Annotated in this window: 17 protein-coding genes; 2 read left to right on the top strand and 15 right to left on the bottom strand. The window is 68.8% G+C overall.

Annotated elements, in window-relative coordinates:
- Window positions 1-66 precede the first annotated feature (66 nt).
- Window positions 67-480, top strand: coding sequence for an organic hydroperoxide resistance protein (locus tag ACFWUP_RS18925; RefSeq protein WP_379235912.1), 414 nt, complete (start codon window positions 67-69; stop codon window positions 478-480).
- Between the two features lie 62 nt (window positions 481-542).
- Here the strand turns inward: ACFWUP_RS18925 and ileS are convergent, their stop codons facing one another.
- The 9 genes from ileS to ACFWUP_RS18880 form a co-directional block, all read right to left on the bottom strand.
- Complete coding sequence (ileS, locus tag ACFWUP_RS18920) at window positions 543-3,677, bottom strand: isoleucine--tRNA ligase (protein ID WP_379235910.1); 3,135 nt, start codon at window positions 3,675-3,677, stop codon at window positions 543-545.
- Between the two features lie 278 nt (window positions 3,678-3,955).
- Window positions 3,956-4,156 carry a hypothetical protein gene (locus tag ACFWUP_RS18915; RefSeq protein ID WP_379235908.1) on the bottom strand — a complete coding sequence of 67 codons (201 nt, stop codon included), beginning with the start codon at window positions 4,154-4,156 and terminating at the stop codon, window positions 3,956-3,958.
- An 89-nt stretch (window positions 4,157-4,245) separates the two neighbouring features.
- On the bottom strand, window positions 4,246-5,103 hold the full coding sequence (locus ACFWUP_RS18910) for a DivIVA domain-containing protein (protein ID WP_379235906.1): 858 nt from the start codon (window positions 5,101-5,103) through the stop codon (window positions 4,246-4,248).
- 60 nt (window positions 5,104-5,163) lie between these two features.
- Entirely contained in the window at window positions 5,164-5,466 is a 303-nt protein-coding gene (locus ACFWUP_RS18905) for a YggT family protein (protein ID WP_379235904.1), read from the bottom strand.
- A gap of 90 nt (window positions 5,467-5,556) precedes the next feature.
- Window positions 5,557-6,312, bottom strand: a complete 756-nt coding sequence (locus tag ACFWUP_RS18900; RefSeq protein ID WP_379235902.1) for a cell division protein SepF — start codon at window positions 6,310-6,312, stop codon at window positions 5,557-5,559.
- Window positions 6,313-6,419: 107 nt separating this feature from the next.
- The gene (locus tag ACFWUP_RS18895) at window positions 6,420-7,157 is read right to left on the bottom strand and encodes a YggS family pyridoxal phosphate-dependent enzyme (RefSeq protein ID WP_379235900.1); all 738 of its coding nucleotides are present in this window, start codon (window positions 7,155-7,157) and stop codon (window positions 6,420-6,422) included.
- The gene (locus ACFWUP_RS18890; RefSeq protein ID WP_379235898.1) at window positions 7,154-7,279 is read right to left on the bottom strand and encodes a hypothetical protein; all 126 of its coding nucleotides are present in this window, start codon (window positions 7,277-7,279) and stop codon (window positions 7,154-7,156) included. The genes ACFWUP_RS18895 and ACFWUP_RS18890 overlap by 4 nt, the downstream gene beginning before the upstream one ends.
- Complete coding sequence (gene pgeF / locus ACFWUP_RS18885) at window positions 7,276-8,007, bottom strand: peptidoglycan editing factor PgeF (protein ID WP_379235896.1); 732 nt, start codon at window positions 8,005-8,007, stop codon at window positions 7,276-7,278. The genes ACFWUP_RS18890 and pgeF overlap by 4 nt, the downstream gene beginning before the upstream one ends.
- A 124-nt stretch (window positions 8,008-8,131) precedes the next feature.
- Window positions 8,132-11,602, bottom strand: a complete 3,471-nt coding sequence (locus ACFWUP_RS18880; protein ID WP_379235894.1) for an AAA family ATPase — start codon at window positions 11,600-11,602, stop codon at window positions 8,132-8,134.
- 93 nt (window positions 11,603-11,695) lie between these two features.
- Here ACFWUP_RS18880 and ACFWUP_RS18875 point away from each other — a divergent pair, with 93 nt between their 5' ends.
- Window positions 11,696-12,328, top strand: coding sequence for a hypothetical protein (locus ACFWUP_RS18875; RefSeq protein ID WP_379235892.1), 633 nt, complete (start codon window positions 11,696-11,698; stop codon window positions 12,326-12,328).
- A 66-nt stretch (window positions 12,329-12,394) separates the two neighbouring features.
- On the opposite strand, the gene ftsZ is transcribed toward ACFWUP_RS18875, so the two are convergent.
- From ftsZ to murD, 6 genes are all read right to left on the bottom strand, one after another.
- Complete coding sequence (gene ftsZ / locus ACFWUP_RS18870) at window positions 12,395-13,654, bottom strand: cell division protein FtsZ (RefSeq protein ID WP_379235890.1); 1,260 nt, start codon at window positions 13,652-13,654, stop codon at window positions 12,395-12,397.
- 160 nt (window positions 13,655-13,814) lie between these two features.
- A complete protein-coding gene (locus ACFWUP_RS18865; protein WP_379235888.1) occupies window positions 13,815-14,492 on the bottom strand; it encodes a cell division protein FtsQ/DivIB in 678 nt (225 codons plus the stop codon).
- A gap of 8 nt (window positions 14,493-14,500) precedes the next feature.
- Window positions 14,501-16,015, bottom strand: a complete 1,515-nt coding sequence (gene murC, locus ACFWUP_RS18860) for a UDP-N-acetylmuramate--L-alanine ligase (protein ID WP_379235886.1) — start codon at window positions 16,013-16,015, stop codon at window positions 14,501-14,503.
- Window positions 16,012-17,127, bottom strand: a complete 1,116-nt coding sequence (murG, locus tag ACFWUP_RS18855; RefSeq protein ID WP_379235884.1) for an undecaprenyldiphospho-muramoylpentapeptide beta-N-acetylglucosaminyltransferase — start codon at window positions 17,125-17,127, stop codon at window positions 16,012-16,014. Before murG ends, murC begins: the two co-directional genes overlap by 4 nt.
- A complete protein-coding gene (gene ftsW / locus ACFWUP_RS18850; protein ID WP_379235882.1) occupies window positions 17,124-18,590 on the bottom strand; it encodes a putative lipid II flippase FtsW in 1,467 nt (488 codons plus the stop codon). The genes murG and ftsW overlap by 4 nt, the downstream gene beginning before the upstream one ends.
- 45 nt (window positions 18,591-18,635) lie before the next feature.
- On the bottom strand, window positions 18,636-20,072 hold the full coding sequence (gene murD, locus ACFWUP_RS18845; protein WP_379236040.1) for a UDP-N-acetylmuramoyl-L-alanine--D-glutamate ligase: 1,437 nt from the start codon (window positions 20,070-20,072) through the stop codon (window positions 18,636-18,638).
- Between the last annotated feature and the right edge of the window lie 46 nt (window positions 20,073-20,118).

The raw sequence follows: 20,118 nt of genomic DNA, 5'->3' as shown, positions 1-20,118 counted from the left end.
AGTAGCAGACAGGTCTGTCTACTCTCGATCGCAAGTGAACAGACAAGTCTGTCTAGGAGGACACCCATGGCTCCCATCTACACCGCGATCGCCACCTCGGTCGGCCGCGACGGCCGTTCGTACACCGATGACGGCGTGCTCGATCTGACGCTCGCCCGCCCCAAGGCGATGGGCGGCGACGGCGCGGGCACCAACCCGGAGCAGCTCTTCGCGGCCGGCTATTCGGCCTGTTTCGCCAGTGCGCTGCAGCTGGTCGCCAAGCGGATGAAGGTCGATGCCGACGATGCGTCGGTGACGGCCGAGGTCGGATTGAATCCCCTCGAGGGCGGCCGGTTCGGGCTCTCGGTGGTGCTGCGAGTGGAGCTGCCCGAGCACCTACACAACGAGCAGGGGCAGCAGCTCATCGAGACCACCCACCAGGTGTGCCCGTACTCCAATGCCACCCGGGGCAACATCCCGGTGGAACTGGTTGTGGAGTAACGCTTTTCACGCGAAAACAGGGGCGAGACCGTGTGGTCTCGCCCCTGTTTCGCTGTGCCGATCTAGACCTTGGCGACCGAAACCTTGACGCCGCCGGTGATCTCGGCGGCATCGGCGCCCGCGTCACCGAAAGTCAGTGCGGTGGCGAGGATTTCCCCGGCGATCAGGTCGCGATGGGTCGCGGCCCACTCGGCCCGCTCGGCGGGAACGTCGAGGACCACACTGATCCGGTCGGACACCTCGAGACCCTGCGACTTGCGGGTCTCCTGCAGGTCGCGGATGAGGTCGCGGGCCCAGCCCTCGGCTTCCAGTTCCTCGGTGACCACCGAGTTCAGCACCACCAGGCCGGCATTGCCGGGCAGGGCGGCGGTGGACTCGGGTTCGGCGGCCACCAGGCGCTGGGTGTACTCCTCGGGCAGCAGGGTGATCCCGGCGGCGGACACTACTCCGTCGGCGGACTCGCTCCACTCCCCCGCCTTGACGGCCTTGATCACCGTCTGGACCTGCTTGCCGATGCGCGGACCGGCGGCACGCGCGTTGACGACCAGTTCGAAGCGGCCGTGCGCGGACACGTCGGTGGTGAGGTCGACCTTCTTGACGTTGACCTCGTCGGCGATCAGGTCCGTGAACGGTGCCAACCGCTCGGCGTCGGCCGCGGCGATGGTGACCTCGGCCAGCGGCAGGCGCACCCGCAGGTTCTGGGCCTTGCGCAAGCTCAGCACGGTCGAGCAGACCACGCGCACCTCGTCCATCGCGGCGACCAGTTCGGGGTCGTGCGGCAGCTCGGTCTCGGTCGGCCAGTCGGTGAGGTGCACCGAACGCTCGCCGGTGAGCCCACGCCAGATCACCTCGGTGATCAGCGGCAGCAGAGGTGCGGCCAGGCGGGTGACCACCTCGAGCACCGTGTGCAGGGTGTCGACGGCGTCGCGGTCCTCGGACCAGAACCGCGAACGCGACCGGCGCACATACCAATTGGTGAGCGCGTCGGCGAAACCACGCAGCTCGTCGGCGGCACCGGCGATGTCGTAGGTCTCGAGTGCCTCGGTGACCACGTCGCGGGTGACCGCCAGCTTGGCGAGGACGTAGCGATCGAGCACGTTCGGCGAATCCGTGCGCCACACGCCCGGCTTCGAGGCGTAGAGCTGCAGGAAAGTCCACGCGTTCCACAGCGGCCGCATCGCATGGCTCACGCCTTCGCGGATGCCACGCTCGGTGACGATGAGATTGCCGCCGCGCAGGATCGGCGAGCTCATCAGGAACCAGCGCATGGCGTCGGAGCCGTCGCGGTCGAACACCTCGTTGACGTCGGGGTAGTTGCCCTTCGACTTCGACATCTTCAGGCCGTCTTCACCCAGCACGATGCCGTGCGCGGCAACGGTTTTGAACGCCGGGGAATCGAACAGCGCGGTCGAGAGCACGTGCAGGGTGTAGAACCAGCCGCGGGTCTGCCCGTTGTACTCGACGATGAAATCGCCGGGGAAGTGGCTGTCGAACCACTCCTTGTTCTCGAACGGGTAGTGCACCTGGGCGTAGGGCATCGAGCCCGATTCGAACCAGCAGTCGAGCACCTCGGGTACCCGGCGCATGGTCGACTGCCCGGTGGGGTCGTCGGGATTGGGCCGGGTGAAGTTGTCGATGTGCGGGCGGTGCAGGTCGGTGGGGCGCACGCCGAAGTCGGCTTCGAGTTCGTCCAGCGACCCGTACACGTCCACACGCGGGTAGGCCGGGTTGTCCGACACCCAGGCGGGGATCGGGCTGCCCCAGTAGCGGTTTCGGCTGATGTTCCAGTCGCGCGCGCCTTCGAGCCACTTGCCGAACTGGCCGTCGCGGATGTGCTCGGGCACCCAGCTGATCTGCTGGTTGAGCTCGACCATCCGGTCACGGAACTTGGTGACCGCGACGAACCACGACGGCACGGCCATGTAGATCAGCGGCTGGCCCGAACGCCAGCTGTGCGGGTAGGAGTGCTCGATCGTCTCGTGCCGCAACAGCTTTCCGGCGGCCTTGAGATCCTTGATGATCACCGGGTTGGCGTCGAACACCATCAGGCCCTCGTACGGCGGCACCATCGAGGTGAACTTGCCCGCCGGGTCGAGGGGCTGCACGATCTCGATGCCGTTGGCGGTGGCGACATCCATGTCCTCTTCACCGAAAGCCGGTGCGAGGTGGACGATTCCGGTGCCGGAGTCGGTGGTGACGTAGTCGGCGGTGAGCACGCGGTGCGCGTTGGGGTGGCCGACGAAGAAGTCGAAGGGCGGGGCGTAGGACAGGTCGGCCAGGGCCGCACCGTCGTACTCGCCCAGCACCTCGGGCTCGTCGCCCAGTTCGCGGCTGTAGTGCGAAAGACGTTCGGCGGCAAGCAGGTAGCGCTTGTCGTCGGCGCCGCGCACGTGCACGTAGCGCACGTCGGGGTGGACCGCGATCGCGAGGTTGGACGGCAGGGTCCACGGGGTGGTGGTCCAGATCAGCGCGTTCGCGCCGTCCAGGGCGGCGAGGGGGTGCTCGGCGGGGACGGACAGCACCATGTCGACGGTGACCGCGGGGTCCTGACGCATCTTGTAGGCGTCGTCGAGGCGGGTCTCCTGGTTCGACAGCGGCGTCTGCTCGTACCAGCTGTAGGGCAGCACGCGGAATCCCTGGTAGATGAGGCCCTTCTCGTGCAGCGACTTGAACGCCCACATGACCGACTCCATGAAGTCCAGGTCCAGGGTCTTGTAGTCGTTGTCGAAGTCGACCCAGCGGGCCTGGCGGGTGACGTATTCACGCCACTCGTTGGTGTAGCGCAGCACCGAGGACTTACAGGCGGCATTGAACTCGGCCAGCCCCATCTGCTCGATCTGGGCCTTGTCGGTGATGCCGAGCTGCTTCTCGGCCTCGATCTCGGCGGGCAGACCGTGGGTGTCCCAGCCGAAACGGCGGTCGACCTTCTTGCCGCGCATGGTCTGGAAGCGCGGGATCAGGTCCTTGACGTAGCCGGTCAGCAGGTGGCCGTAGTGCGGCAGGCCGTTGGCGAACGGGGGTCCGTCGTAGAAGACGAACTCCTCGTCGCTGTCGCGGTTGGCGATGCTGGCGCGGAAGGTGTCGTCGCGGGCCCAGTAGTCGAGCACCTGGGTTTCGAGCTCCGGGAAGGACGCGCCCGCGGCCGCGCCGAAGTCGACCCGGGGGTATGCGCTACCGGTAGTTGTCTCGTCCGCCATCGCGGATTGCTCCTCGTGCCGCCGCGCCGTGAGCGCGGAATGTGGGCACGGGGACGATGTCGGCGCCGGTGCGCCGTACCGCGGTACCACCCCGTTTGCCTGGCCTTTTCCCGAAGGAACAGGCCGGGCCTCTCGTTGTGTGAGCTGTGACGGGCTCACCCGTTCGGTTCTACTGAGCGCGAACGCTGTTCTTCCGAAGACTCCCCGGTGATAGCCGGATCAACGTCATGTGTACCGATATTCTAACCGGGCGCGTCCAGCCGATATTTCGCGCCCGTTCAGTTCCGCCGGGCGTGTCGGCCGGGTGGGGCCGCTTCGCTCTCGGGTTTTCGGGTGGCCAGTGCGCTCACGAGCAAACTCGCGGCACCGACCACACAGATCAGAATGCATCCCCACGCCCAGACCACCGAACCGGTGGCGAGCGCTGCGACCAACAGTGCGAAACCGATTGCCGCAAGAACAAGCGTCAAGACGAGCATGGTGACTCCCAAAGCCAACCGAGCAGCCCGACGAAACTGGGCGTTCCCGAATCACGCGACGCGCTGCGTCGCGCGACCCGGGAACCAGTTTACTTGCCGCCCTTGGCGAAGGAAGCGGGAGCCAGACTGTTGGCCGAACCGTTGGTTTCGCCCGCGAACTCGCCGCCGTCGACCGGCACGGCCGACCCACGGTTCTCGAGCTCTTCCAGCTGCGATTCCAGGTAGGACTTCAGGCGCACGCGGTACTCGCGCTCGAAGGTCTTGAGCTGCTCGATCCGGCTTTCCAGCACCGTGCGCTGCTGGGTGATCGTGGCCATGATCTCGGCGTGCTGACGCTCGGCGTCGGCGGTGAGCGCCTCGGCCTTGTCCTTGGCCTGCCGGATCTGGGTGTCGGAGCGGTTCTGCGCGTCGGCCAGCATCGCGTCGGACTTCTGACGGGCATCGGCGATCATCGCTTCCGAGCGGGTGCGGGCGTCGCCGACCAGTCGCTCGGAGTTTGCCCGCGCGTTCGAGAGCAGGCCCTCGGACTCGGTCTTGGCGTCGGTGGTGAGGCGGTCGGCCATCTCCTGCGCCAGGGTGAGCACCTTCGCGGCCTGCATGTTCGCGTCCGGGCCGCTGTTCTGCACCGGCGCCGCGACGGGCATCGGAGCGGGCGGCGCGGCCGGAACGGGCTGCGGAACAGGTTCTGGTGCGGGCGGCGGAGCCTGTTGGACAGGCGCCTTCGCGGCGTTGACCGGGGCGGGCCCGCGGTTCTTCTTGGCGTCGGCCAGCTCGGTGTCGAGTTCGGCGACCCGCTGACGCAGGTCGGCGTTCTCCTCGATCAGGCGCGAAAGCTCCTGTTCGACGAGATCCAGGAAGGCATCGACCTCGTCCTCGTTGTAGCCGCGCTTACCGATCGGCGGTTTGCTGAACGCGACGTTGTGCACATCGGCAGGAGTCAGCGGCATCGAAGGATCCCTTCACGCGTCTTTTGGAGAACTAGCAAGCGGTCTTCTCGATTCATTGTGTCACACGGAGGTCACGGGCTGCCCGAGCCTACCCACGATCGACATCAGGATGAAGACGAGGAAGAGCAGGACCATTATCGAAAGATCGAGACGAATCCCCCCAAGATTCACAGGAGGTATCAAGCGCCTCAGCAGTTTCACCGGGGGGTCGGTGACAGTGAAGATCACCTCGAGGATGATCACCACCACACCGGTGGGGCGCCAGTCACGCGCGAAACTGCGAATGAACTCCACGATCACCCGGCTGATCAACAACAGCCAGAAGATGAAGAGCACGAGGTACAGAACCGCGAACAGGGCCACGCCGACAACTCTGCCGTAAAACCGGCGGCGTGCAAAATGGCCGCGCCGCGCGGTGCGCGGGCGGCCATCTCGGCAGTCGGTATGCGGTCGCTATTTCTGGTTGTAGAAGCCGTTTTCGGCGATCCGGCGGCGTTCTTCGGCTGATACGTCGACGTCGGCGGGTGAGAGCAGGAACACCTTCGTGGCCACCTTGTCGAACGAACCACGCAGCGCGAACGCGAGCCCTGCCGCGAAATCGACCAGCCGCTTGGCATCGGCGTTGCTCAGGTCGACCAGGTCCATGATGACCGGGTTCCCTTCGCGGAAACGCTCACCGATGATCCTGGCCTCGCTGTAGTCGCGCGGACGCAGCGTGGTGATCTTGGACAAGGGACCTCCGTCCTCGAAGATCCCAGGACGCCGGGCGGGCGCGGGCTCGGGGCGCAAGCGCTCCTCCATCCTGCGCTCCTCGGCATCGGGATCGACCGCGAGCGCACCACGAGTGGAGCCACGCATACCTGGTGCGACACCGCCTGCCCGGAAGGACCGGCCCGACGACGGCGCCGTTTCGATCCTGGTGGGGCGACGCGGCGTCTCATAGCGATCGTCGGCGTAGGTGTCGGCGACATAATCGTCGCGACGCGCCTGGTAGGCCGACTTGTAGGCCGGCTGTGGGAAGTCGTCGACCTCGTCGGCGAAACGGTCTGCGCCGTACCGGTCTTCGGCATAGCGGTCGTAGCTGCGCGGGCGGACACGGTCCGCGCGCTCCTCGGCGCCGCGAGGGGCATGATCGTCGACGTAGTCGTCTTCGTACTCATCGAGCGGAACCATGCCGAAGTACGCCTTGAACTTATGCAGGGTACTCATCTGGTCGACCTTCCTTCGGCCCCGGTGGCGGCCGGGTGTTGAAGTTCTTGCTCAGCGCCTCTTCGGCCCAATCGTATGTGTCGAATGTGACTGATGAGGTTTCTTTGCTACGCCGAGGTTATCGGTCGGGCGCCCATCAAGGCGGTTCCGACACGCACACACGTCGAACCGTGTTCGACCGCGATCTCCAAATCACCCGACATACCTGCAGAAAGTTCGGTGGCTTCGGCGTGTTGCGCCAGTAGCGAAGTGTGCAACTTCGCAAGCTTCGCAAACGCCACATCCGCCGGGGTGTCAAGGGGCGGAATCGCCATCAGACCGGCCAGATGCAGGCCGGGCGCCTTCGCTACGAGGTCTGACAGGGCGAGTAGATCGCCGGGTGCGACACCCCCGCGTCCGGGGTCGGCGTCGAGACTCACCTGCAGCAGCACCCGCAGCGGCGCGTTACGCTCGCCGGCTGCCAGTGCGTCCTGCGCGGCTCTGTCCAGGGCGTTTGCCAGACGTTCGCTGTCGACCGAGTGCACGGTGTGCGCCCAGCGGGCGACCGCGCGCGCCTTGTTGCGTTGCAAGCGGCCGATCATGTGCCATTCGACATCGTCGTAGGCGAGTTCGTCGACCTTCGCCGATGCTTCCTGCTCGCGGGACTCGCCGAATTCGCGGCGGCCGAGATCGTGCAGGATGGCGACGTCGGAGTCGGGGAAGAACTTCGTCACCGGCAGGAGCTGGACCGAACCCTGTTGGCGACCCGCGGATTCGACCGCTGCGTCGATTCGGGCGAGCAGGCCGTCGAGCCTGGCCGAGAGTTCGGTGGTCCGCGCCGTGTGCGCCGGGTCCGGCGTGCTCATGAGGCGCCGCCGAGTGCGCTGCGGGTGGCAACAGCCACCGTCATGCCGATGTGGTCCTGCTGCACCCAAGCGAGCACGGGCGTGTGGCCGATCCGGCGGCCTGCGATGGCGCGGTGGCTCATGCGGTGGGCTCCATCCAGATCACGCCGGCGATGCGGCCGGTGGGGGCGCCGCGGCGGTGGCTGAACAGGGTTTTGTCCTCGATGGTGCAGCGCGGGTCCACGGCGATTCCGGCGACGCCGGCTTCGGTGAGCTGGCGGCGGATGCCCGCGCGCAGGTCCAGGCCTGGGGTTTTGCGGACGGTGGTGGTCGCGCTGCCCGGCAGGTGGGCTTCCACGTCGGCGCGCATCGAGGCGGGGACCTCGTACTGGCGACCCGAGGCCGCCGGGCCGAGGAAGGCGCCGATGCGATCCACGCGGGCGCCGACCGAGACCATCGCCTCCAGCACGCGGGGCACGATGCCGATACGGGCGCCGATGCGGCCCGCGTGGACGGCCGCGATGACGCCGGCCTCGTCGTCGGAGAGCAGGATCGGGACGCAGTCGGCGGTGAGCACCACCAGCGCAAGGCCCGGCACGGTCGTGACCAGTGCGTCGGTCACCGGCACCGGTTCGGCGCGCGGCCCGTCGACGATCTCGACGGTGCGCCCGTGCACCTGCTCCATCCACACGAGGCGGTCCGGGGCGAGGCCGATGCCCTCGGCCAACCGGATCCTGTTGCGGCGCACCGCTTCCGGATCGTCTCCGACGTGGTCACCCAGGTTGAACGAGTCGTAGGGCGCGGCGGAGAAGCCACCGGCGCGGGTGGTGGTCACCCGGCGAACGGTCACGGTAGGAGGTGCGGAAGTCATGGTTCGAGGGTAGTGCGGTCACGAGGTCGTCCGGTCACCGCGCACAGTGACTTCGGTCAAGCCGATGCGTTCGAGTCCCAGCCTGCCGCCGGATTCGACGACAGTGACCCGATCCGGTCGTCGCTCACACCAACGACTGCGCGGCGTCGAGTTCACCGAGCTTGCGGCCGATGCCCGCGCGGCCGGTCAATCCCAGCTTGCGCAGGACTCGGCCGAGGTGGTCCTCGACGGTGCGGGGGCTGAGGTAGAGGTGCTCGGCGATGGCCTTGTTGGTGTGGCCGTGGGCGACCAGCTCGGCGACCTCGCGCTCGCGCCTGGTCAGAGCGGTTGGCGTGCCGACGCGCTGGAGGCCCGCGAGTCGTCGTTGTTCGATGGTCACCTCGTCGAGCAGGCGGGTGGCGCCGGTCGCGAGGAAAACCGCACGCGCGCAAGCGAATCGGCTGGTCGCGGCGCCGAAATCGCCGCGCCTGCCCGCGACGACACCGGCGAACAACTCGGCCTGCGCACCGTTCACCACCATCCCGGCCCGCGCGAACGCCGCGATCGCCACCTCGGCGGCCACCGTAGCCCCGGCGGTGTCGCCGATGGCGGCCGCGTGGTCGGCGCGTGCCAGTGCTGCCGCGCCGACCTGGCTGCCGAGACCGTGGACCGGCTGACTCGGCGGCGCGTCGATCTGCGGACCGTCGGGGGCCGCCCGGTCGCCGGTCATGCAGGAGGCAAACGGCTCGACGCCGCCGCTCGCGCGTTTGTCGGTTGTCGGCGACAACTGTGCGTCGATGGTCGCGGCACCGAGCTGGGCCGATACCTCACGAGGGTCGTCGGCGCGGGTGTCGTCGGCGCGGGCATCGTGGTCGCGGGCGTCGTCGGCAGCGCCCATCGCCGCAACGACCTCAACGCGGGCGTCGTGGACAGCGCCCTTCGCCGCAGCGACCGCAACGCGGCCGTCGTCGGCGCGACCGTCGTGGACAGCGCCGGTTGCCGCTGCGGCCTCGGCTCGGGTGATCAAGGCGTCTGCCGCGGCGAAGTCGCTGGTGGCGATGGCGGCGTGTGCGGCTCGGGCGAGATGGGTCGGGTAGAGGGGGCCGGGGCGGTTGTCGAACGGTGGCGATTGGGGGTCGGGTGGTGACGAGGTGGGGAGGGTTCCTGCGGTGTCGGCGAGGGCTGTTTCCACGACCTGTCGCCACCAGCGCATGGTGGGGCGTGGGAGGGCGGCGACGGTGAGCCACTGGGCGGCGACCGCTGCGGGCGGGGCGGTGAGTTGGAGGGTGCGCAGTTTCAGGGCGCCCGCGAAGGAGAGCAGGTCGGGGTAGTGGAAGGTGGTCGCGGCGTCGGTAGCTTCGTCGGCGGCGGCGATGGCGTCGTGCAGGCGACCGAGTTTCGCCAGGGAGTACGCGCGGACGGTGTGGAGTTCAGCGAGGGCGTAGGTGCGGCCGAAGCGACGGGCCACGGCGATCGCGCGGTCGAGGTGGTCGAGGCCCTGCGCGTCGCGGTCGAGGAAGTAGGCGCACCAGCCGAAAGCCGGTGCGGCGTGGACTATTTCGCGCAGGTCGGTGTCGCAGAGTCGGCCGAAGGCGTGGTCGCAGGGGTCGAAGAGCTGGGCGGCGTCGGCGATGCGCGCGTCGGCGAGCAGGCCGAGGCAGCGCAGGGCCAGTGCGGCGGCGCGGACGGCGGGGTCGTCGACGGCGTCGGAGTCGAACAGGGCGGTGAGGCGGGCGCGGCCTTCGACATCGCGATGGTCCTGCATTTCCAGGATCGCGAGTTCCAGTTGCACCGGGCCGTCGCCGGGGCGGCGGGGCAGGTCGGCGCCCACTGCGAGGAGTGTTCGCGCGCGGTCGACGCGGCCGAGCATGCGCGCGCATCGAGCCGACAGCAGGAGTGCTTCCAGTTGGTGCGGACCTGCAGTGGCGGCGGCCGACCGGAGCGTCTCCCCCGCTGCCGCGGCCGCGCCGGACAGCAGTTGCGCGCGGCCGAGCGACAACGCGTCAGCCAGTGGGTCGGCGACCGGTCGGGAGATGCGCGCGGCGGCCGTGAACCAGCGCGCGCTGGCCGCGGGCGCGTCGGCGAGCACCTGCTCCGCGGCCACTCGAAGCTCCGCGGCCGCGATCTCGTCGGCGCCGAGCAGTGCGTGCTCGAGATGCCGGGCGCGCGCGGGCATCGGCGCGTCGCGGGCGCGCAGGGTGATGGCGGCGCGCCGGTGTGCCATGGCTCGCCAGCCGTGCCCGGCCAGGCGGTAGGCAGCGGTTCGGATCAGCGGGTGGGCGAAAGTGACCGCGCCGTCGAACACACCAACAACCCCGCGCTCGACCAGGCCGTCCACCGCTTCGACCACCGAATCGACATCGAGATCTGCCGTCGCGCACAGCAATTCGAAGTCGGTTGGGACACCACACACCGCCAGGGCCTGCGCGACCAGCCGCGCGGTCGACGGGAGCTGAGCCAGCTCGGCGCGAATCGTCCGGTCCAGCGCCGCATAGTTGTTCGACGCGGGGCCGTCATCGGGCAACGGGCGAACCACCGCTGCCACCACGTCGTTCGACGATGGGCCGCCACCAGGCAACGCGCGATTCGCCGCAACCACGTCGTACGTCACGGGGCCGCCACCAGGCAACGGGCGATCCACCGCCACCCCATCGTTCGACGACGGGCCGCCACCAGGCCACACGCGATCCACCGCAACCACGTCGTTCGACGCCGGGCCGCCACCATCCAACGCGCGATTCGCCGCCACCCCATCGTTCGACGACGGGCCGCCACCAGGCCACACGCGATCCACCGCAACCACGTCGTTCGACGCGGGGCCACCACCAGGCAACGCGCGATCCACCGCAACCACGTCGTTGTACGCGGGGTCGTCACCGCTCATCGCCTGGTCCAGTTCGCGGTCGGGTAGGTCGGCGAGCAGTGTCAGATACAGCGGATTGCCCTGGGAGGCACTGAACAATCTGGCTCGCCGGCGCCGGTCCTCGGCAGGCAACAACTGGTCGACATCGGCTTCGGTGAACGGGGGCACCCGCATCCGCACGGTTCGTACCTGGGGCGCGCGGGTCAGCCGCGCGATCGACGGCGGACAGGTCCCCGTGCGGAAGGCGAGCAGTAGCCGGAAGCCGCGCGCGGGTGGGTTCCGGATCAGGAAGGTCAGCAATCGCAACGACTCCGGGTCGACCCACTGGAGATCGTCGACGACGAGCAGGGTCTCGACCGCGCCGAGCGCGCGCCGCACCGCCGTGACCCCGGTGTCGCCGACCGCTCCTGGCGCGATCATGTCCGCCGAGGAGCCCGCGCCCTCGGCACAATTCGCCTGGCCCGGCTCCGCCGATCGGTCCGCTGGCGATGCGGCGGCGTCGTCGGGCCTGCTGTCGTTCAACTGCTCGACGATGTCGGCGGCGAGGTAGCCCGGCTGGGCGCGGGCGTCTTCGGCGCCTGTCACCATCAGCACCCGGCAGCGTGCCGCGCCCGCGAACTCGGCGATCAAGCGGGACTTGCCGATTCCGGCCGGTCCGTCGACCAGCAGCAACCAGGGCGCGTCGGGGGCTGCGAACGTCGTGGTCAGCGCGGCCAGTTCGGCGGCGCGTCCGACGAATGCGCGTTCGAACATGGCACTGGCGTCCTTCACTGGCGAGATCGGCCGAACACGGCCGGATCAGAGCTTAACGGGCGCCGCCGACGTGGAAATACCGTGGTTTCCCGGATGCTCGCCGGGACGGGTTCGGGTTGGGTGGTCGGGGCCGACACCGCTGAAGGGTCCGCGGTGCGGTTGCGCAGAAAGAAGGTTCGCATGATGTTCACCGGCAAGAGCGTGGTTTCCCGCTTCTCGCTCGCACTGCTCGCGGTTACGGCACTCGGTACCGCCGGCTGCTCGGCCGTGGACAAGGTCGCCGACGCGGCCAAGGACGCGAGCAAGTCCGATACCGCTCGCTCGAAGGTCGGTGACTGCATCAACGTGATCTCGGCGTCGATGATCGACTCCAAGACCGAGCCGGTCCCCTGCTCGGCCGAGAACGCCGTCTACCAGGTGGTCCAGGTCCACGAGCAGAAGGTCGACTGCCACGAGGACTACACCTCCTACGAGGAGACCTACGGCAGCGGCGGCACACTCGCCTTCCTCTGTCTGGCCCCCAATTTCAAGGAGGGCAGCTGCTACAACGAGGGCATGATGACCGGCTACAAGTTCGTGCCGTGCACCGCCGCTGACGCCAGCTTCAAGGTCGTGAGCCGGGTCGACGGCCAGGTCGACGAGCAGCTGTGCGGCGAGGACGCCGACTCGGTCCTGGTGGTCAACGATCCGAAGATCACCTACTGCCTCGGCAGCGCGAAGGGCTGATCGCCCGCACAACGCGAAAGCGCCCGAACTCGGCAGGAGTTCGGGCGCTTTCGTCTGCGCGAGTGCCTATCGGCGCATGAAGTCCGGGACGTTGATCTCGTCGTCATCGTCGCCGTCTCGAACATCCGGGTTGTTGACGCGACTCATGGCCGCCTCGGTGACCCGCTGACGCTCCGACTCCCGGTACCGCTCGGTGTCACGGTAGTTCGGCGCCGCGGCCCGGCCACCGGACACCCCGGCCGTGGCGGGCTCGGTGGGCCGCGACGGCGCTTCGGGGGCACGCCCCTGGCCGATCTCGCCCGCGCGGCCGGAGCCGATCGGGCCTGCCCCGGTGCGGCTCGTCGGGGCCGCGGTGTTCTCGAGGCTGCGCCGCGAGGGACCGCCACCGTCGAATCCGGCGGCGATGACGGTGACCCGCACCTCGTCGCCGAGCGAATCGTCGATGACCGTACCGAAGATGATGTTGGCCTCGATGTGCGCGGCTTCCTGCACCAGCGAGGCCGCCTCGTTGATCTCGAACAGACCCAGATCGGACCCGCCCGCGATCGAGAGCAGCACGCCGTGCGCGCCGTCCATGGAGGCCTCGAGCAGCGGCGAATTGATCGCCGTCTCCGCGGCTTTCACCGAACGGCCCTCACCGCGCGCCGAACCGATGCCCATCAGCGCCGAACCGGCACCCGACATCACGGACTTGACGTCGGCGAAGTCGACGTTGATCAGACCCGGGGTGGTGATCAGGTCGGTGATGCCCTGAACACCGTTGAGCAGCACCTCGTCCGCGGAGCGGAAGGCGTCCATGAGACTCACCGCCGCGTCGCCGAGCTGCAGCAGCCGGTCGTTGGGGATGACGATGAGGGTGTCGCACGACTCGCGAAGCAGGTTGATGCCCACTTCGGCCTGGTTCCCGCGCCGTTTTCCTTCGAAGGAGAACGGCCGGGTGACGACCCCTATAGTCAACGCGCCCAGCTTGCGGGCGATGCTGGCGACGACGGGGGCGCCACCGGTTCCGGTGCCACCACCCTCGCCTGCGGTGACAAAGACCATGTCGGCGCCCTTGAGCACCTCTTCGATCTCGTCCTTGTGGTCTTCGGCGGCTTTTCGGCCGACTTCCGGATCGGCTCCGGCTCCGAGGCCGCGGGTGAGTTCACGGCCGACATCGAGTTTGACGTCGGCGTCACTCATCAGCAGGGCTTGCGCGTCGGTATTGACCGCGATGAACTCGACTCCCTTGAGTCCCTGTTCGATCATTCGGTTGACGGCGTTCACGCCGCCGCCGCCGATACCGACGACCTTGATCACTGCAAGGTAGTTGTGCGGGGGCGTCATGGGCTCTCGCCTTCCTTCGATCTTAAACCCTCAACCTCAACCATAGGGTTGGCGTTATGTCAAGTATCCGACTGCTGCGGAACGCTATTCGCAGCCACTGCGATCCCGGCGCAGGCGCGCCGAGACGAGAGCCAGAATCTTGTGCCACAAAGAATGTCGCTCACTTTACCGTGACCAGATTCGGACTCGAAACGTCGAACACGGTCCCCTCACGGGTCAGCAGCGGCAGCACGACGGCGGCTTTTCGCTCGCCATCGCCCGTGCCGCCCCACACTACCTTCCTGCCGTCACGAAGGCTCAGTGAGACGTCCGAAATCGACCGTGCGACAACCTCACCCACCTGCACCGACAGCGCGGGTGGCAGGGTGACCAGCACATCCACCGCGGCCCGTGCCGCCGCGGGCCCGGTGAACGAGCCCTCGGTGAGCAGTTTCGGCACCCCGATGGGCGGTTCCGGCTCGATCGCGAATTCGACACTCTCCGCATCGATCAGGTGCGCGCCGTCGGGTGCCTCGAAGTACACCACCGGTGTTCGCTCCACGACGGTGACCAGCACCGTCGAGGGGAATTGACGTTGCACCCGGACCGAGCGGACCTTGGGGATCGCGGCGACGCGCTGGGCGATCGCGGTGGTGTCGATGCGCAACATCGAACGGCCGTCGGGAATTTCGAGCCGCCCGCGCACCTCGGCGTCCGGCACCGCCGACAGGCCGTCGACCTGCACGGTGCGCACCGACAGCGCCGGGGTGAACCAGGCCAGCACCGCCAGCAGGCTCACCACGACCACCGCGACCACCGTCCAGAGCCGGTAGCCGTGCCACCCGCGCGCGGCGGGCATCGGCAACCTCACCGGCCGCCCTGCTGCGGCCTGGCCCGCAGTCCGTCGAGGATCTGGGTGCCGAGCATGGTGACATCGCCCGCGCCCATGGTGATCACGACGTCACCGTCGTGGGCCAGGCCCGCGACCTGCTTGCCCACCTTCGACATATCCGGTTGGAAATGCACGGGTTTGGTCACCGACTGGGCGACCAGCGCGCCGTTGACGCCGGGCAGCGGGTCCTCGCGGGCGCCGTAGACATCGAGCACGACCACTTCGTCGGCCAGGCTCAGCGCGGTGCCGAACTCGGTGGCGAAGGTGGCGGTGCGGCTGTAGAGGTGCGGCTGGAAGACCACGATCACCCGACCCTGACGGGTGCGGGCGCCGTCGCGCGCTTCCTGGGCGACGAGCTGCGCGGCGGCCTCGAGCACGGCCCTGACCTCGGTGGGGTGGTGGGCGTAGTCGTCGAACACGCGCACGCCGTTCTCCCTGCCGGTGAACTGGAACCGGCGGTGCACGCCGCCGAATCCCTCCAGGCCCTGCACGATCTCGTCGATATCGGCGCCGGTGGCGCGGGCGGCCAGCAGCGCGGCCAGCGCGTTGAGCGCCATGTGCCTGCCGGGCACCGACAGGCGCACTGTGCGCGGGGTGGTTTCGCCGTCGAGCTGGAATTCGACGATGCCGCCGACGTCACGCGGTTGCCAGTCGAGCATCCGCGCGCCGACGGTCACCGGTGCGTCGGTGAGGTCGCCCGATCCGTAACCGAGGACCGAGATTCCACGTTCGGCCATGCGCGGTGCGACCCGCTGGGCCAGCGCGTGCGAACCGGGATCGTCGAGGCACACCACCAGCAGCCCGCCCGGGGCCAGCCGGTCGGCGAAGTCGTCGAAGACCTGGATGTAGGCCTCGTCGGTGCCGAAGTAGTCGAGGTGGTCGGATTCGATATTGGTGACCACGGCGACGTCGGGGTCGTATTGCAGCAGTGAGCCGTCGGACTCGTCGGCCTCGGCGACGAAGATGTCGCCGCTGCCGTGGTGGGCGTTGGTGCCTGCCTCGTTGAGCTCACCGCCGACCGCGAACGACGGATCGGCGCCGCAGTGCTGCAGCGCGACGATCAGCATCGAGGTGGTGGAGGTCTTGCCGTGGGTGCCCGAGACCAGCAGGGTCTTGTGCCCGCGCATCAGCGAGGCGAGCACGGTGGGACGCATCAGGACGGGGATATCGCGCCGATGCGCTTCGACCAGTTCGGGATTGGTCTTCGGGATGGCGGCGTAGGTGGTGACGACCACGGTCGGGCCGCCGGGCAGCAGGTCGAGCGCCTCGGCGGCGTGGCCGATGCGCACCTCGGCGCCGCGGGCCCGCAGCGACAGCACGCCGCGGCTCTCGCGGGCATCGGAGCCGGACACCTTGCCACCTCGCGAGAGCAGGATGCGCGCGATGCCGGACATGCCCGCACCGCCGATGCCGACCATGTGCACGCGCTCGAGTTCGGGCGGCAGGGCGGCATCGCCTGCGATCGAAGCGCCGCGCTCTGACTCGCTCATCGGGCGACCTCGGTGACGATCCTGGCCACCGTGTCGGCAGCGTCGCGATGGCCTGCGCCTGCGGCGGCGCGGCTCATCTGCGCGAGTGCGCTGGGGTCGAGCAGCAGCGGAATCACCTCATCGATCACATATTTCGGGGTCAGCTCGGCGTCGGCCACAATTGTGCCACCACCTTGGGCCACCACCGGCCTGGCGTTGAATTCCTGTTCGCCGTTGCCGTGCGGGAGCGGCACGTAGAAGGCCGGTAGGCCCACCGCCGACACCTCGGCCACGGTCATGGCACCGGATCGGCACACCACCGCGTCAGCGGCCGCGTAGGCCAAGTCCATACGTGACAAGTACGGCACCGCGACATAAGGCGCGGGTGCGTCGGCGGTGCTCACCTCGACACTGTTCTTGGGGCCGTGTGCGTGCAGCACCGAGATGCCTGCGGCCGCGAGTTGCGGTGCGGCACCGGAGACGGCCTCGTTGAGACTGCGCGCGCCCTGCGAACCGCCGAACACCAGCAGCACCGGACCTTCGGCGGGCAGTCCGAAGTGGGCGCGAGCCTGTGCGCGCAGCGCCGGACGGTCGAGTTCGGTGATGGAGGCGCGTACCGGAATTCCGACGACCTCCGCCCCGGCCAGCCCCGAATCGGGTACGGCGGCAAGCACCTTCGCCGCGAGCTTGGCGCCCACCTTGTTGGCGATACCGGCCTTCGCGTTGGCCTCGTGCACGATCACCGGCACCTTGCGCTTGCGGCCGAACAGTCCACCGCGCGCGGCGAGGTAGGCGGGCAGTGCGACGTAACCGCCGAAGCCGATGATCACGTCGGCCTGCACGTCGTCGATCACCGCCCTGGTGGCCTTGACCGAGGCGAGGACCCGACCGGGCAGCCGCAGCAGGTCGGCGGAGGGCTTGCGCGGCAACGGCACCGGCGGGATCAGCTCCAGGGGGTACCCGCGTTCGGGCACCAGTTTCGTCTCGAGTCCACGTTCGGTACCCAAGGCCGTCACCCGGATCGAATCGTCGAGTCTGCGCAGCGCGTCGGCGACTGCCAACGCGGGTTCGATGTGGCCTGCGGTTCCTCCGCCTGCGACGATCACCGACAACCCGGATCGCGGGTTACTCACCTGGATCTACCTCGTTCTTTCGCGTGTGGCATGGGATAAGTCGGCTCCCACGCTCTAGTCGACCGTAGCGAACTCGTGCCGCGGCTCTCCGGCGCGCGTCGCCTGCGATCGGCGGGCGGCTGGCGGCGGGGTGGCTGACGTGGGCGTTCGGTCCTCGCGCGCGGCGCCGGCTTTCGTGGCGCGCTCGGCGGGGTGTACACCTCGGGCACCGGCAGTCGCAGCAGTCGGCTGAGCCGGCCGTCCTGACCGGCCTTCAACGCCGACACCGCCTCCGGTTCGTGCCGGGCGGCGCTGGCGATGATGCCGAACATGAACAGCGTGATCGCCAGCGACGAACCACCGGCCGAGACCAGCGGCAGCTGCAGACCGGTGACCGGCAGCAGGCCGACGACGTAGCCGATGTTGATCAGCGCCTGCGCGGTGATCCAGGTGGTGGCGGTGGCGGTGAGCAGGCGCAGGAACGGGTCGACCGAGCGCAACGCGATGCGAATGCCCGCGTAGACGAACAGGGCGAGCAAAGCCAGCACCAGCATGCAGCCGAGGAAACCGAGTTCCTCGCCGATGATGGCGAAGATGAAGTCGTTGTGCGAGTTGGGCAGGTAGCTCCACTTCGCGCGGCTCTGGCCGAGGCCGCGGCCCCAGATACCGCCGTCGGCGAGGGAGTACTTGGCTTGGCGCGCCTGGTAGTTGACGCCCTGCGGATCGTCGCCGGGGTTGAAGAACGCGCGCACCCGATCGGAGCGATAACCGGCCGACAGCGCCAGCACCGACGCCGCGACCAGGCCGGTGACCATGATCCCCACGAACAACCGCACCGGCAGCCCACCGAACCACAGCAACGCCATCAACACGATGCCAAGCGCGATGGTGGTCGACAGGTTCGGCTCGAGCACCACCAGCAGACACACCAGCAGACCGGCGGGCACCAGCGGTACGAGGATGTCCTTGAGTTGGGCGCCCCGGCGCGAGGCGAGCAGATGCGCACCCCACACGATCAGGGTCACCTTCACGACCTCCGACGGCTGGATCGACAGCGGGCCGATGTCGAACCAGCGCCGCGCGCCGCCGTGGACCGAGCCGATGCCGGGAATGAGCACCAGTACCAGCGCGATCACCGAGATGGAGAAGATCGGGAACGACCACTGGCGCAGGAACCGCAACGGCAGCCGCAACGCCACATAGAACGCGACCGCGCCGAGCCCGGCGAACATCGCCTGCTGGATGAACAGCGAGTAGGCCGAACCACCACCGGCATAGGCCTCGACGCTCGACGCCGACAGCACCATCACCAGGCCGAGCACGGTGAGCAGGGTCGCGATGGTGACGATCAGGTGGAACGACGCGAGCGGCCGGGCCAACCACGCCCCGAACCGCTCCCCCGCCCAGTTCGGCTGCCCCGAACTCTTGCGCGGAGTGTCCTTCTTGACCCGGCTGTCGGTCACGCTGCCCCGGCTCTTACCCACGCTGCCCCCTTTTGGGCGGTGACTTCTCGGCCGGGCGCGCGTTCGTCACAGCGCCCGCCCGATGTCACCATCTTCCAGTGCCGTCACCGCATCCACGAAACAGCGTCCGCGATGGGTGTAGTCGTCGTACATGTCCAGGGACGCGGCCGCGGGCGCGAGCAGGACGGTGTCGCCCGCACTGGCCAGGCCCGCCGCGGCACGCACCGCGCGGCCCATGACCGCCTCGGCACGCTGGGATCTCGACGACTCCATGTCTGCATCGTCTCCCGCATCCAGCTCGATGACCGGGACTTCGGGTGCGTGTCGCGCCATTGCGGCGGCGATCACCGGCGCGTCGGCCCCGAAGAGCACCGCGCCGACGAGCCGGTCACCGATTTCTTCGATCAGATCGTCGACGCTCGCGCCCTTGAGCAGACCGCCTGCCACCCACACCACCTGCGGGTGCGCCATGATCGCGGCGCGCGCGGCGTGCGGGTTGGTGGCCTTGGAGTCGTCGATGAACTCGACGCCGCCCAGTTCGCGCACGAACGCGGTGCGGTGCGGGCCCACCTTGTGTTCGGCGAGGCCTTCTTTCACGAACTGCGGTGCCACGTCGATGGCCCTGGTCAGCGCGGACGCGGCCAGCGCGTCGGCGATGCCCGCGGGTCCCGGCGGGCTGATGTCGCTGGTCTCGGCGAGGATCGCGGCCTTGGTGAAGGCGCGGTCGAGGAGTTTGCCGTCGACCACGCCCAGCTCACCGTCGGCGGGGACGCCGATCCGGAAGCCGACCGTGCGACGCGCCTTGGCTTTGCGGGCCAGCGAGCCCGCGACGGGATCGTCGAGGCCGACCACGCCGACGCGACCGGTCAGCGCGCGCGCCTTCGCGGCGGCGTAGGCGTCGAGGCCGCCGTGCCAGTCGAGGTGGTCCTCGGCGACATTGAGCACCACACCGGCTTCGGGGCGCACCGAGGGCGCCCAGTGCAGCTGGAACGAGGACAGCTCGACGGCGAGGACCTGCGGGCCGGGGTTGCGGCGCAGCGCGTCCAGGATCGGCAGGCCGATATTGCCGCAGGCCACGCTGGCGATGCCCGCGGCGCGCAGGATCGAGTGCGTCATCTGGGTGGTGGTGGTCTTGCCGTTGGTGCCGGTGATCACCAGCCACTTGCGGACCGGGCCGTAGATGCGGGCCTGATCGACCCACCAGGCGAACTCGACATCACCCCACACGGGCACGCCCTCGGTGACGGCCGAGACCAGTACCGGCGAATCGGGGCGCCAGCCGGGGCTGGTGATCACGAGCGCGAACCGGCTCAGGTCTGCGCTTTCGAGTTCGACGCTGGTGGCGATCTCGAGGCCCAGTTCGGCGGCCTCGGCGAGTGCCTTGGCGCCGTTGTCGGTGACCACCGGGTGGGCGCCGATATCGCGCAGCGGTTCGATCAGCGAGCGTCCGGAGACGCCCCAACCGGCGACGAGAACGTCGCGGCCACGCAGGAATTCGAGCATGGGGCCCGGGGAACGCAGGGCGCGGGGCGAGTGTTCGACCATGTCT

The organism is Nocardia sp. NPDC058658, assembly GCF_042716665.1.
GTDB lineage: Bacteria > Actinomycetota > Actinomycetes > Mycobacteriales > Mycobacteriaceae > Nocardia.
The sequence above is the reverse complement of the archived record's forward strand: the minus strand, read 5'-3'. Positions and strand labels throughout refer to the sequence as shown.

Excerpts from the sequence above, each read along its gene's own strand:
- ACFWUP_RS18895 (WP_379235900.1), bottom strand. The coding sequence starts at position 7,157 with ATGAGCACGCCGGACCCGGCGCACACGGCGCGGACCACCGAACTCTCG.
- ileS (WP_379235910.1), bottom strand. The coding sequence starts at position 3,677 with ATGGCGGACGAGACAACTACCGGTAGCGCATACCCCCGGGTCGACTTC.
- ACFWUP_RS18890 (WP_379235898.1), bottom strand. The coding sequence starts at position 7,279 with ATGAGCCACCGCGCCATCGCAGGCCGCCGGATCGGCCACACGCCCGTG.
- ACFWUP_RS18880 (WP_379235894.1), bottom strand. The coding sequence starts at position 11,602 with ATGTTCGAACGCGCATTCGTCGGACGCGCCGCCGAACTGGCCGCGCTG.
- ACFWUP_RS18865 (WP_379235888.1), bottom strand. The coding sequence starts at position 14,492 with ATGCCCGCCGCGCGCGGGTGGCACGGCTACCGGCTCTGGACGGTGGTC.
- ACFWUP_RS18925 (WP_379235912.1), top strand. The coding sequence starts at position 67 with ATGGCTCCCATCTACACCGCGATCGCCACCTCGGTCGGCCGCGACGGC.
- ACFWUP_RS18875 (WP_379235892.1), top strand. The coding sequence starts at position 11,696 with ATGCTCGCCGGGACGGGTTCGGGTTGGGTGGTCGGGGCCGACACCGCT.
- ACFWUP_RS18900 (WP_379235902.1), bottom strand. The coding sequence starts at position 6,312 with ATGAGTACCCTGCATAAGTTCAAGGCGTACTTCGGCATGGTTCCGCTC.
- ACFWUP_RS18915 (WP_379235908.1), bottom strand. The coding sequence starts at position 4,156 with ATGCTCGTCTTGACGCTTGTTCTTGCGGCAATCGGTTTCGCACTGTTG.
- pgeF (WP_379235896.1), bottom strand. The coding sequence starts at position 8,007 with ATGACTTCCGCACCTCCTACCGTGACCGTTCGCCGGGTGACCACCACC.
- ftsZ (WP_379235890.1), bottom strand. The coding sequence starts at position 13,654 with ATGACGCCCCCGCACAACTACCTTGCAGTGATCAAGGTCGTCGGTATC.
- murC (WP_379235886.1), bottom strand. The coding sequence starts at position 16,015 with ATGAGCGAGTCAGAGCGCGGCGCTTCGATCGCAGGCGATGCCGCCCTG.
- ACFWUP_RS18910 (WP_379235906.1), bottom strand. The coding sequence starts at position 5,103 with ATGCCGCTGACTCCTGCCGATGTGCACAACGTCGCGTTCAGCAAACCG.
- murD (WP_379236040.1), bottom strand. The coding sequence starts at position 20,072 with ATGCTCGAATTCCTGCGTGGCCGCGACGTTCTCGTCGCCGGTTGGGGC.